Raw genomic sequence first — 11,664 nt, 5'->3', positions numbered from 1 at the left:
GGCGGTGCCCTGGCTGTTCCGCGGGTTGATCTGGTGGGAAGAAGATGGTCAGTTCAGGTCGAGGGCTGCGTTGTCGATCAGGCGGGTGCTGCCCACCAGCGCGGCGACCAGCATCCGGGCGGGCCCGTGATGGTCGGCTGCGACCGGAAGGAAGGTCTGCGGGTCCACGACGACGAGATAGTCCAGTTTAACCAGTGGCTGGGCGTCGATGAGCGCATGGGCCGCCTGCAGGGCTGCGGCTGTGCCCCGGCCGGCGACGGATGCGGCGGCCGCCAGCCCCGCCGACAGCGCCCTGGCCGCGGCGCGCTGCTCCTCGGCGAGGTTGCGGTTGCGGCTGGAGAGCGCGAGCCCGCCCTGTTCCCGCACGATCGGGACGACCTCGATCACGGGCCGGAAGTCGAGGTCCTCGAGCATCGCTTCGACCAGGAACACCTGCTGGGCGTCCTTCTCGCCGAAGACGACCACGTCGGGGCCGACGATGTTCATCAGCTTGCAGACGACGGTGAGCATGCCGTCGAAATGCCCGGGCCGCGCCGCACCCTCGTAGAGCGTGCCGACGGGACCGGCGGTGACCCGGGTGGAGCTGGGGCCGTGCGGGTACATGACCTGGCCGGTGGGGGCGAAGACGAGGTCCACGCCGACCGCGCCGAGGGCGGCGACGTCCGCGCCCAGGGTGCGCGGGTAGCTGGCGAGGTCCTCGCCGGCGCCGAACTGAAGCGGGTTGACGAAGATCGACACCACCACGATGTCGCCGAGTTCCCGGGCCCGGCGCACCAGGGCCAGGTGGCCCGCGTGCAGGGCGCCCATGGTCGGAACGAGCACGACGCGGGGCCTTTCGCCGGCTCGCTCCCCGGTTTCGGCCAGCCGGGCGCGCAGCCCGGCGATGGTGTCGATGACCTCTGGTGTGGTGAGCACGTTCACTCGTCCTCCGTGTGTTGCGGTTGGTTCATTCATCGAAGTCGTCAGCGTCTTCGTGTGCAGGGTCTTCGCGGGCACGGTTTTCGCCGGCCGGGTCGTCGCGGGTGCCCGGCCCAGGCAGGTCCGCGAGCAGGGACAGGTCGAGCCGGTCGGGGCTGGTGCGGGCCAGGGCGTTCTCCATGGCCGAGCGCACCAGCGGCGCGATCACGGCGCCGGGCCGGTCGATCCCGATCCCGGCGAGCAGGCCGGTCGCCTGTTCGACGATCGAGGTCGCGAACGCGGTGGCCGTGTCCACGGCCTCGGCGTAACGGGGGCGATCGGCCTCCGCGACGATCACCGGTTCGCCGCCCATCTCCACGACGAGCGCCTGCGCGATCGGCAGAACCGGGGTGGGAGCGGTTACCGCGAACCAGCTATCGGCCAGCCGGGCGATGTCGATGCTCGTGCCGGTGAAGCTCATCGCCGGGTGGATCGCCAGCGGGATCGCCCCGCCGGCCTGGGCCGGGGCGAGCACGGTCGTGCCGAACCGGGCGGAGGTGTGCAGCACGAGCTGGCCGGCCTGCCAGGTGCCGGTGGCGGCGAGCCCGGCGATGAGGCTTTCCAGCTGGGTGTCCGGCACGGCGATGATCACCAGTTCGCTGCGCTCGACGATCTCGGGCACGGTCAGGATGGGCACGAACGGCAGGATGGCTTCGGCCCGGTCGCGGCTGGTCTGGGAGATCGCGGAGATTCCGACGATCGCGTGGCCGGCGCCGGCCAGGGCAGCGCCGAGGATGGGGCCGACATGGCCGGCGCCGATGATGCCGATCCCGAGTCGGCCGGGTCGCTGCGTCATCGGGGGGCTCCGTTCGGGAGGTTCCAGTGGTGGCTGGTGTCCAGGTGGGCGGACTCGATCGCGCCGGCGGAGACGCGCTCGAACAGGGTCACGGCCTCTCCGGCGTCGAGCACGCTGAGCGTGGCGGCGACCGGGCCGGCGACGGTGTGCAGTGAGGCCGAGGCGAGGCGGAGCATCCGCAGCACCGGGCCCTGGCTGACGCCGACGCTCTGCAGCCGGGCCAGCGGCACGAGGATCAGTTCCCGGCTGACGGTGCCGCGGCGCAGCAGCGCGATCCCGTCTGAGATTGCGTAGCCGGTGCGGCGCCAGGAGAACGGGCGGAGCCAGGCGGCACGCCCGGGCGCATTGGTGAAACCGTCGTCTCCGCCCGTGGAGCGGAGGCCGCGGCCGATCAGCGCGAGGTGTTCGGCGGAGTTGAACCCGGGCAGGATCAGTTCGAGCACCCGGGCGACGTCGTCCTCCGTTCCGACCGGGAGGGTCGTGGTGTTGGCCTCGCCGGCCGCGCCCTTATTGGTGGAGTGCCCGGCCGTGTTGATCCGCACCTGCCACCAGCCGAACGGGCGCCAGAGCACGGGCTGCGACACCCGGATGGCGTGGATGCGGCCGGGCGGGAGCGTCTCGTTGCTCGTCGACAGCAGGCCGAAGCCCACCCGCACGCCGTCGGGGGTGCCGGCGATGCTGTAGCGCAGGGACTTGGTGAACCGGGAGAAGTAGTAGCTGACGCTGCCGATCATGCCGGGGAGGATGGCCACGAGCAGCCAGCCGCTGCCGCCGAACGCGATGGAGACGACGAGGGCGATCCCGGCCAGCACGAGGAACACGGTGAAGCCGCTGAAGAAGACCGAGCCGATCAGCCGGCCGGGCGGGATCCGCACGACCGACTCGGGTGGGGCCGCGTCCGGATCCAGTTCCGGGGCGAAGAACTCGTTCGCCCGGTCGACGGCGAATCCGCCGATCCCGCCGGCGATGCCTGCCGCCGCCGCGCCGATCCCCGCGGGAGCGCCGCTCCCCCCGGGAACCCGGCCCTCCGCTGTCCCGAATTCAGGTGCGGAAGCCCGCTGACTGCGGAGGCCGCCGGTTTCCGCCCCGTTTTCGGCCTCGGTTCCTGAATTCGGAACAGCCGTGGTGGAGGTAGCCGCGGCAGAGGCGGCAGAGGCGGCGGCAGCAGCAGCAGCAGCGGCAGAGGCAGAGGCAGAGGCGGCGGGCTGGCGGAGCCCGGAGGCGAGGTGCAGGATGTCCCGGCGCAGCGCATCCGCCAGGGCCGAGCCCAGGTAGGCCAACTGCACGTTCGCGTCCTGCCCGGCCACGCTGACCTCGAGTTTCGCGGCCCCGAACAGCCGCGGCACGAACGGCCGCACGATGTTGACGCCCTGGATCCGATCGAGCCTGGCCCGCCGGTTGCTGCGGAAGACAAGTCCGCTGCGCACCTCGACGACCTCGTCGCTGACCCGGAAGGTGTGCATGCGCCAGGAGAGGTAGAAGCCGAGCAGGATCAACACGAGCACGACGGCGACGATGAGCAGCGCCCAGCCGACCGCGCCGCGCCGCATGATCTCGTCGATCGGGTCACTGCCGTAGACGGGCACGCCGAAGAAGAAGTCGATCAGCCGTTCGCGGAGGTTCGCGACGATGAAGCCGAGCACCGCGACGATGAAGATCCCGCCGCGCAGCAGCGGGCTGGCCGGATGCAGCCGGTGCCATTCACCGTCGGCGAGGCTGGTCACAGCCCGGCCCGGCGGCTCTCGGCCAGTTCGACCAGCCGGTCGCGCAGGCTCTCCGCGTCGGCCTCGGCCAGGCCGGGGATGAGCACGCCGGAGGAGGCGGCCGCGGTGACGAATTTCAGGTCGGCCAGGCCGAGCCAGCGGGCGATCGGGCCGCGGGTGATGTCGACCAGCTGCATCCGACCGTAGGGAACCGACACGAAGCGCGTGAACATGATGCCCCGCCGGAACAGCAGGTCGTCCTGCCGCAGCTGGTAGCCGATGGCGCGCACCCGGCGCGGCTCGAAGAGCACGGTGAGCAGGGTGACGAGCACGATCGCCCCGATCAGGTACGGTGCCCACTCCAGGCCGACGACGAGCCAGAGCACGACCGCGCCGCCGCAGAGGGCGAGGCCGAAGAGCACGGTGCCGACGATCTCCACCAGGACATAACGCGGGGAGACCCGCTTCCAGTCGGGGACGTCCGGCAGGTCCAGCCGGCGTGGCGTTTCGGGTTCAGGCACGCGCTTCTCCCCGCTCCTTCTCATCGTCGTCATCGGGCGGCAGGGTGCAGAAGTGTTCGGCGACCAGACCGCCCGTGAGGAGGAGTGCGGCGCCGACCGCCATGCCGATGGCGAGCCATACCGATGTTACCGTCGGCACGACCGAGCGGGTGAGGACGTAGAGCACGATGCCGAGGCCCGCGCCGAGGAACAGCGCCCCGCTGAACGCGGACGCCTTCGCCAGCACAGCCACCCGCATGGCCATGAACGGGTCGACGCGGCGGCCGGGTTTGCCACGGGTGGCCTGGCGGATCGGCCAGGCCAGCAGGGCGACGGCCACGCCGATGACGACCAGCGCGATCGGCAGGGTGATCGGGAGGATCAGGATGGGCGACCCGGTCGCGGCGGCGGTCACCTCGAGCAGGAACCCGAACACGAGTCCGACCAGGACCAGCAGGATGACCGTGCCCGGCTGGGTGCGCTTCATCGGTCGCCGCCGATCTCCCGGTAGGGCGCCACCGTGGGATGGAGGCCGGCGAGCAGGGCGCGCACCGGGCCGCGCCCGGGGATGGCCGCCTCCGGGTCGAGCTCCAGCCAGGGGGCGAGCACGAAGTCGCGTTCGTGGGCCAGCGGATGCGGGATCGTCAGCCGGTCGTCGGAGAACTCCAGGGCGCCGAAGACGATGATGTCGATGTCCAGCGTGCGGTCGCCCCAGCGTTCGGCGCGCACCCGGCCGAGGTCGGCTTCGATGCCGTTGACCGCGTCGAGCAGGGCGTGCGGGGTGCCGGTGTACTCCCCGGCGACCACCGAGTTGAGGTAGCGGGGGGCGGTCTCATCGACCCCGGACGGTTTGACGGCGGCGGATTCGAATGCCGGCGACACTCCGGTCAGGTCGAAGCCGGGCAGGTCCGCGAGGGCCCGCACGGCGGCGGCCAGGGTCCGGGTGCGGTCGCCGAGGTTGCTGCCGAGGGCGAGCACGACCGGCTCGGCGTGCGGTGGATCGGCGTGCGGTGGATCGGCGTGCGGCGAATCGGCGGGGCCGGTGCCTGCGGATGCCGGGCTCATGCCCGGGTCCGGGTGATCTGCACGGCGACGTCGGCGAACGGCACCGAGATGGGGGCATTCGGTTTGTGCACGGTGACCTGCACCCGTTCCGCCTGCTCGTGGGCGAGAACCACGGCTGCGATGCGTTCGGCGACGGTCTCGATCAGGTCCACCGGGTTGCCCCTCGCGGCATCCGTCACCTCGACCGCGAGTTCGCCGTAGTGGATGGTGCCGGCCAGGTCGTCGGAGTGTGCCGCGGCCCGGAGGTCGAGCCACACCGTGACGTCGATGACGAAGTCCTGCCCGTTCTCACGCTCGAAGTCGTAGACGCCGTGGTGCGCGGTGACCCGCAGCCCGGTGAGGGTGATGGAGTCGCTTGTCATGGTTCCATTCTGGCGGAGTCCACCAGTGCGAGCACGTTCAGGGCCGTGCGGGTCGCCGGGACGTCGTGCACGCGCACCGCCCACGCCCCGGCCTGGGCGGCGAGCACGCTGAGCACCGCGGTCGGCAGGTCGCGCGCCTCGATGCCGGCGTCTTCCGGAAGCACCCCGGCCAGGAAACGCTTGCGGGACGCGCCGACCATGACCGGCAGCCCGAGGGTGCCGAACGCGTCCAGGTTCGCGAGCAGCCGCCAGTTGTGCGCCGGGAGCTTCGCGAAGCCGAGGCCCGGGTCGAGCACGATCTTGTCGCGCCGGACGCCCGCGTTGGTGAGGGCGTCGACCCGCCAGGACAGTTCGGCGAGCACCTCGGCGACGACGTCGCCGTAGACCGCCAGCGAATCCATCTTCTGCGCGTGCCCGCGCCAGTGCATGGCGACATAGGTGAGCCCGGTGTCGGCGGCGACGGCGGCCATCCGCGGGTCGGCGAGACCGCCGGAGACGTCGTTGATGATGGCGGCGCCGGCCGCGGCGGCTGCCGCGGCGGTGCCCGAGTTGAGGGTGTCCACGCTGACCACCACGCCCTGCCGGGCCAGTTCGGTGATCACCGGGATGATCCGGGACTGCTCGTCGGCGGGCGAGACCCTGACCGCGCCCGGGCGGGTGGACTCACCGCCCACGTCGATCAGGTCGGCTCCCTCGGCGCGGAGGGCGAGGCCGTGGCTGATCGCGGCATCCGTCGTGGCCCATTTGCCGCCGTCGCTGAACGAGTCGGGCGTGACGTTGAGCACCCCCATCACCTGGGTCGACACGGTCACCGTGCAGCACCGATCGGGCCGGCACTTATCGGGCCGGCACCGATCAGGGCCATGATCTCCGCGCGGTGCGCCGGGTCGGACAGTTCGCCGCGGCTGGCCATGGTCACGGTCGAGCTGGCCGTCTGGCGGGGACCGCGGGTGGTCACGCAGCCGTGCACGGCGTCGAGCACCACGAGGATGCCGCGGGGAGCCAGGCCGGTCTGCAGCGCCTCGGCGATCTCCTCGGTCAGGCGCTCCTGCACCTGAGGGCGCGCGGCGAGGGTGTCGACCACGGCGGGCAGACGGCCGAGGCCGACCACCCGGTCGCCCGGCAGGTAGGCCAGGTGGGCGCGGCCGATGAACGGCAGCAGGTGGTGCTCGCAGACGGAGCGGAAGGCGAGGTCGCGCACGAGCACGAGCTCCCCCGTGGCCGGGCCGACCGGGATCGTGTCCCGCAGGTGGTCGAGCGGGTCGACGCCGAGCCCGGCGAAGTACTCGCTGTAGGACTCGGCGACGCGTCGCGGGGTCGCCTCCAGGCCGGGCCGGGAGACATCCTCGCCGATCGCGGCAAGGAGCTCAACGACCGCGGCCTCGATCCGCGTCCTGTCGACTGCCACCCGGCGCCTACGCGGTGGCGGGACGCGGGGTGCGGGCGGGCGCGCGCTTCGGCTTGATCGGGGCGGTGTCGCCGCTGGAGACCCCGCCGTCGACGACGCCGTCGTCGATGGCGGCCTTGGGAAGCGGCATCTCGATCGGCGGCAGGTCGGAGACCGGACGGTTGGTACTGGAGAGCCACTGCGGCCGGGGCGGGAGCTTCTCGACGTCCGCGAAGATCGGCGCGAGCTCGGCCTGGCTGAGCGTCTCGTGTTCGAGCAGCGCGGCGGCCAGCCTGTCGAGGATCGCCCGGTTGCGTCCGAGCACCTCGTAGGCCTCGTCGTGCGCCGCCTCGAGAAGCTCGCGCACCTCCTTGTCGACGCTCTCGGCCATCCGCTCCGAGTAGTCGCGCTGGTGGCCCATGTCGCGGCCGAGGAAGACCTCGCCGGAGGACTGGCCGAGCTTGAGCGGGCCGACGGCCGCGCTCATACCGAACTCGGTGACCATCTTGCGGGCCGTGGCGGTGGCCTTCTCGATGTCGTTGGAGGCGCCGGTGGTCGGGTCGTGGAAGATCATCTCTTCGGCGACGCGGCCGCCCATCGCGTAGGCGAGCTGGTCGAGGAGCTCGTTGCGGGAGACCGAGTAGCGGTCTTCCATCGGCATGACCATGGTGTAACCGAGGGCTCGGCCGCGCGGGAGGATGGTGATCTTGGTCACCGGGTCGGTGTTGTTCATCGCGGTGGCGACGAGGGCGTGCCCGCCCTCGTGGTAGGCCGTGATCAGCTTCTCCTTGTCGCGCATGATGCGGGTGCGGCGCTGCGGGCCGGCCATCACCCGGTCCACGGCCTCGTCGAGGGCACGGTTGTCGATCAGCTGCGCGTTGGAGCGCGCGGTGAGCAGTGCGGCCTCGTTGAGCACGTTGGCCAGGTCGGCGCCGGTGAAGCCCGGGGTTTTGCGGGCGAGAACCTCGAGGTCGACGCCCTTCGCCATCGGCTTGCCCTTGGCGTGCACCTCGAGGATGCGCTTGCGGCCGAGCATGTCCGGAGCGTCGACGCCGATCTGGCGGTCGAAGCGGCCGGGGCGCAGCAGTGCGGGGTCGAGGATGTCCGGACGGTTCGTCGCGGCGATCAGGATGACGTTGGCCTTCACGTCGAAGCCGTCCATCTCGACCAGGAGCTGGTTGAGGGTCTGCTCGCGCTCGTCGTGCCCGCCGCCCATGCCGGCGCCGCGGTGACGGCCGACGGCGTCGATCTCGTCGATGAAGATGATGGCCGGGGCGTTCTCCTTCGCCTGCTGGAACAGGTCGCGCACGCGGCTGGCACCGACGCCGACGAACATCTCGACGAAGTCGGAGCCGGAGATGGAGTAGAACGGCACGCCGGCCTCGCCGGCGACGGCGCGGGCGAGCAGGGTCTTGCCGGTGCCGGGAGGGCCGTAGAGCAGCACACCCTTGGGGATGCGCGCGCCGACGGCCTGGAACTTCGCGGGCTCCTTGAGGAAGTCCTTGATCTCCTCGAGTTCCTCGATCGCCTCGTCGGCACCCGCGACATCCGCGAAGGTGACCTGGGGGCTCTCCTTGGAGACCAGTTTGGCCTTGGACTTGCCGAACTGCATGACCTTGTTGCCGCCGCCCTGCATGCCCGAGAGCATCAGCCAGAAGAAGACGCCGATCAGGAGCAGCGGGAGCAGGATGCTCAGCAGCGAGAGGAACCAGCTCGACTGCGGCACCTCGTCGGTGAAGCCGTCCTGCAGGTTCGCGCCGGTGACGGCGTCGACGACCTCCGCGCCGCGCGGGGCGACGTAGTAGAACTGCACCTGGTTGCCGAGTTCCTTGTCGGCCTTGGTGAGGGTCAGGTCGACCCGCTGGTCACCGTCGACGATCTTGGCCTGGGAGACCTTCCCGTCCTTCAGGAACTCGAGTCCCTGCTGGGTGGGGATCTCTTTGAACCCCGACATGGTGATGAGACTCGACCCTACCCACACGGCGACAATCGCCAGGATGATGTAGAGGAGTGGCCCGCGCAGTAGTTTCTTGACGTTCATGGTTGTCACAGGCTATCGTGCCGCCACTGGGTGGTCGCCGTGTGTTCGCCCTGAGCGCGATCGTTAGGCGTAGATGTGCGGCGCGAGCACGCCGACCGAACGCAGGTTGCGGTACTTCTCGTCGTAGTCGAGGCCGTAGCCCACGACGAACTGGTTCGGGATGTCGAAACCGAGGTACTTCACATCGATGTCGACCCTCGCGGCATCCGGCTTGCGGAGCAGCGCACAGATCTCCACGGACTCCGGTTCACGCGACTTGAGGTTGGCGAGGAGCCAGGACAGGGTCAGGCCCGAGTCGATGATGTCCTCGACGATGAGCACGTTGCGGCCGTGCAGGTCGGTGTCGAGGTCCTTGAGGATGCGCACGACGCCGCTGGACTGCGTTCCGGAGCCGTAGGAGCTCACGGCCATCCAGTCCATCGCGATGGGGTGCTTGAGTTCGCGGGCCAGGTCGGCCATCACCATCACGGCACCCTTGAGGACTCCGACGAGCAGCAGGTCCTTGCCGGCGTAGTCCGCCTCGATCCGGCGGCACAACTCGGCCAGCCTGTCGCGGATGGCCTCTTCCTCGATCAGAATCTCGGTCAGGTCGCCGTCAATGTCGCGTGGTTCCATGGGAGCGAGAGGGTCCTTTGCTCGGTTCGGGTCCAGGCCCGGAGAAAATCAACCATCCGTCCTGCCGTACAACTCTAATGCCTGGCAGGTCGAGCGCCTTCTGCCCGTGCCAGTCGGTGACCAGGCGGGCGACGGCCAGGGTGTGCACCCGGCCCAGGGAGACCCCGAACTCGCGTTCGGCGAAGAAACGGATGCTCCGCTGCCGAAGCGCGGGCGGGCTCGCCGCGAGCACCGCCACGCTGACCCTCAGCGCCCCGTCGTCCGCGGGCTCGCCGAGCTCGTCGCCGATCCCGCGGGCGAGGGCGTCGAGGGCCGCCGAGTCCTCCCGCAGCTGTTCGGCGGTGCGGGCGAGCGCCTCGGCGACACCCGGGCCGAGCTCCCGTTCGAGCAGCGGCAGCACTCTCTCCCGCACCCGCACCCGGGTGAAGCGCGGTTCGACGTTGTGCGGATCGTGCCAGGGCGCCAGGCCGGCGTCGACACAGAACTGTCGCGTGACGCTCCGGCGCAGGCCGAGCAGCGGGCGCAGGTAGGGTCCGCTGGCGGCGGCCATGCCCTGCAGGCTGGTCGGCCCCGATCCCCGGGCCAGGCCGAGCAGCACCGTCTCCGCCTGGTCGTCGAGAGTGTGGCCGAGGAGGATGTGGCTCGCGCCGGTCTCGGCCAGGGCCGTGTCGAAGGCGGCGTAGCGGGCCGTGCGGGCGGCCGCTTCCGGGCCGTCGCCGGCCGCGGCATGGTCGACGGTGACCCGGAGCACGAGCACCGGGGCGAGCCCGAGGGCGGTGGCCTGGCCTGCCGCCGTGGCCGCGACATCCGCCGACCCGGCCTGCAGCGCGTGGTCGACGATGACGGCCCCGGCCCGGATGCCGGCCCGGCCGGCCTCGAACGCGCAGGCGGCGGCGAGGGCGAGGGAGTCCGCTCCCCCGCTCAGGCCCACCAGCACGAGCCCGCGGGCCGGGAGGGCACCCCGCACCATCCGGCGCACATCGGCGATGGCCGGGGTTAGTCTCGGGCGGGGTGGTGACTGCATCCAGTAACGTTAGCCGCAGACTTTGATCAAGGGAGAAACCAGGCCATGGCCGAATACGACGCAGTGATTGAGATCCCTCGCGGGAGCCGCAACAAATACGAGGTCGACCACGAGACCGGGCGGGTGTACCTGGACCGGGTGCTCTACACGAGCTTCGTCTACCCGACCGACTACGGCTTCCTCGAGAACACGCTCGGCCTCGACGGCGACCCCGTCGACGTGCTCGTGCTCCTGGACTTCCCGCTCTTCCCCGGCGTCGGCGTGTCCGTGCGCCCCGTCGGCGTCTTCAACATGACCGACGACGGCGGCTCCGACGCGAAGGTCATCGCCGTTCCGGCCGGCGACCCGCGCTGGGACTACATCCAGGACGTCACCGACATCCCCGAGTACACCCGCAAGGAGATCGAGCACTTCTTCGAGCACTACAAGGACCTCGAACCGAACAAGTGGGTCAAGACCGAGGGTTGGGGCGACGCGGCCGAGGCCGACCAGATCGTGCGCGACGGCATCGAGAAGCTGGCCGCCGAGGGCCACTAGTCCTCGCCGAACTGTGAGAAAAGCCGCTTCCCGGACTGGCAAGCGGCTTTTCTCACATCTCGGCGAGGTGTGACGGCCCCGGTGGGGGTCCGCCGGCAGGGGTCAGCCGGGTGGGGGTCAGCCGGTGGGGCGGCCCACGTAGGGCGCGACGTCGCCCGGCGACCAGATGCTGTGGATGCGCACCGGCTTGCCGTAATCGGCCGCCTCGAGGACCTGACCGCCGCCCACGTAGATCGCCACGTGGTAGTAGTCCCCGCCGCCGCCCCAGAAGACGAGGTCGCCGCGCTGGACCTGGCTGAATGAGACCAGGCGTCCCTGGTTCGCCATGGTGCGGTACTGGTTCGTCGCCGAGTGGGATCCGATGTACACACCGGCGGCAGCGTAGGCCGCCTTGGTGAGACCGGAGCAGTCCCAGACGTCGGGGCCGGAGCCGCCGAGGCCGTAGCGGTCGCCGAGCTGGGCGCTGGCGAACGAGATCGCCACATCCACGGCGTTTGCGTTCGGCGCCGGGGCAGGACCCGGAGCAGGAGCGGGGGCCGGGGCTGGCGCCGAGCCGCCGCCGGATGCCGGGGCGCTGCCGCCGCCGGACGGTGCCGAAGGGGCCGACGGTGCCGCCGGGGCTGCCGGGGCTGCCGGGGCCGGCTTGTTGGCCGCCGCAGCCGCCTTCGCCGCTGCCT

Annotated in this window: 14 protein-coding genes; 1 reads left to right on the top strand and 13 read right to left on the bottom strand. The window is 71.0% G+C overall.

The window, feature by feature from the left end; all coding sequences use genetic code 11:
• Positions 1–48: 48 nt before the first annotated feature.
• The 12 genes from panC to tilS form a co-directional block, all read right to left on the bottom strand.
• Positions 49–915, bottom strand: a complete 867-nt coding sequence (gene panC / locus E3O32_RS16365; RefSeq protein WP_241975065.1) for a pantoate--beta-alanine ligase — start codon at positions 913–915, stop codon at positions 49–51.
• 31 nt (positions 916–946) lie between these two features.
• Positions 947–1,753, bottom strand: coding sequence for a Rossmann-like and DUF2520 domain-containing protein (locus tag E3O32_RS16360; protein ID WP_134510902.1), 807 nt, complete (start codon positions 1,751–1,753; stop codon positions 947–949).
• Entirely contained in the window at positions 1,750–3,477 is a 1,728-nt protein-coding gene (locus E3O32_RS16355; RefSeq protein ID WP_134510901.1) for a PH domain-containing protein, read from the bottom strand. The genes E3O32_RS16360 and E3O32_RS16355 overlap by 4 nt, the downstream gene beginning before the upstream one ends.
• Positions 3,474–3,977 carry a PH domain-containing protein gene (locus E3O32_RS16350; protein ID WP_241975064.1) on the bottom strand — a complete coding sequence of 168 codons (504 nt, stop codon included), beginning with the start codon at positions 3,975–3,977 and terminating at the stop codon, positions 3,474–3,476. Before E3O32_RS16350 ends, E3O32_RS16355 begins: the two co-directional genes overlap by 4 nt.
• Entirely contained in the window at positions 3,970–4,443 is a 474-nt protein-coding gene (locus tag E3O32_RS16345) for a DUF3180 domain-containing protein (protein WP_134510900.1), read from the bottom strand. The genes E3O32_RS16350 and E3O32_RS16345 overlap by 8 nt, the downstream gene beginning before the upstream one ends.
• Complete coding sequence (gene folK / locus E3O32_RS16340; protein ID WP_134510899.1) at positions 4,440–5,021, bottom strand: 2-amino-4-hydroxy-6-hydroxymethyldihydropteridine diphosphokinase; 582 nt, start codon at positions 5,019–5,021, stop codon at positions 4,440–4,442. Before folK ends, E3O32_RS16345 begins: the two co-directional genes overlap by 4 nt.
• Positions 5,018–5,383: a dihydroneopterin aldolase gene (gene folB, locus E3O32_RS16335; RefSeq protein WP_134510898.1), complete on the bottom strand. Its 366-nt coding sequence runs from the start codon at positions 5,381–5,383 to the stop codon at positions 5,018–5,020. Before folB ends, folK begins: the two co-directional genes overlap by 4 nt.
• Complete coding sequence (gene folP / locus E3O32_RS16330; protein ID WP_134510982.1) at positions 5,380–6,174, bottom strand: dihydropteroate synthase; 795 nt, start codon at positions 6,172–6,174, stop codon at positions 5,380–5,382. Before folP ends, folB begins: the two co-directional genes overlap by 4 nt.
• Positions 6,175–6,191: 17 nt before the next feature.
• The gene (gene folE, locus E3O32_RS16325) at positions 6,192–6,791 is read right to left on the bottom strand and encodes a GTP cyclohydrolase I (RefSeq protein WP_134510897.1); all 600 of its coding nucleotides are present in this window, start codon (positions 6,789–6,791) and stop codon (positions 6,192–6,194) included.
• A 7-nt stretch (positions 6,792–6,798) separates the two neighbouring features.
• A complete protein-coding gene (gene ftsH, locus E3O32_RS16320; RefSeq protein WP_134510896.1) occupies positions 6,799–8,811 on the bottom strand; it encodes an ATP-dependent zinc metalloprotease FtsH in 2,013 nt (670 codons plus the stop codon).
• A 63-nt stretch (positions 8,812–8,874) separates the two neighbouring features.
• The gene (gene hpt, locus E3O32_RS16315; RefSeq protein WP_134510895.1) at positions 8,875–9,426 is read right to left on the bottom strand and encodes a hypoxanthine phosphoribosyltransferase; all 552 of its coding nucleotides are present in this window, start codon (positions 9,424–9,426) and stop codon (positions 8,875–8,877) included.
• Positions 9,407–10,450, bottom strand: a complete 1,044-nt coding sequence (tilS, locus tag E3O32_RS16310) for a tRNA lysidine(34) synthetase TilS (protein WP_134510894.1) — start codon at positions 10,448–10,450, stop codon at positions 9,407–9,409. The genes hpt and tilS overlap by 20 nt, the downstream gene beginning before the upstream one ends.
• A gap of 45 nt (positions 10,451–10,495) precedes the next feature.
• Here tilS and ppa point away from each other — a divergent pair, with 45 nt between their 5' ends.
• On the top strand, positions 10,496–10,987 hold the full coding sequence (ppa, locus tag E3O32_RS16305; RefSeq protein WP_134510893.1) for an inorganic diphosphatase: 492 nt from the start codon (positions 10,496–10,498) through the stop codon (positions 10,985–10,987).
• Between the two features lie 117 nt (positions 10,988–11,104).
• On the opposite strand, the gene E3O32_RS16300 is transcribed toward ppa, so the two are convergent.
• Positions 11,105–11,664, bottom strand: a 560-nt coding sequence (locus E3O32_RS16300) for a C40 family peptidase (RefSeq protein ID WP_134510892.1), incomplete at its 5' end; no start/stop codon positions are given.

The sequence above is a fragment of the Cryobacterium mannosilyticum genome, assembly GCF_004402705.1.
Classification (GTDB): Bacteria; Actinomycetota; Actinomycetes; order Actinomycetales; family Microbacteriaceae; genus Cryobacterium; species Cryobacterium mannosilyticum.
Note: the sequence above shows the minus strand (reverse complement) of the source record. Positions and strands in the feature narration are given on the sequence as shown.

Bases quoted from the DNA above. Each gene is read 5' to 3' on its own strand.
- E3O32_RS16360 (WP_134510902.1), bottom strand. From the start codon at position 1,753: ATGACGCAGCGACCCGGCCGACTCGGGATCGGCATCATCGGCGCCGGC.
- E3O32_RS16345 (WP_134510900.1), bottom strand. From the start codon at position 4,443: ATGAAGCGCACCCAGCCGGGCACGGTCATCCTGCTGGTCCTGGTCGGA.
- folK (WP_134510899.1), bottom strand. From the start codon at position 5,021: ATGAGCCCGGCATCCGCAGGCACCGGCCCCGCCGATTCGCCGCACGCC.
- folB (WP_134510898.1), bottom strand. From the start codon at position 5,383: ATGACAAGCGACTCCATCACCCTCACCGGGCTGCGGGTCACCGCGCAC.
- folP (WP_134510982.1), bottom strand. From the start codon at position 6,174: ATGGGGGTGCTCAACGTCACGCCCGACTCGTTCAGCGACGGCGGCAAA.
- ftsH (WP_134510896.1), bottom strand. From the start codon at position 8,811: ATGAACGTCAAGAAACTACTGCGCGGGCCACTCCTCTACATCATCCTG.
- hpt (WP_134510895.1), bottom strand. From the start codon at position 9,426: ATGGAACCACGCGACATTGACGGCGACCTGACCGAGATTCTGATCGAG.
- tilS (WP_134510894.1), bottom strand. From the start codon at position 10,450: ATGCAGTCACCACCCCGCCCGAGACTAACCCCGGCCATCGCCGATGTG.
- ppa (WP_134510893.1), top strand. From the start codon at position 10,496: ATGGCCGAATACGACGCAGTGATTGAGATCCCTCGCGGGAGCCGCAAC.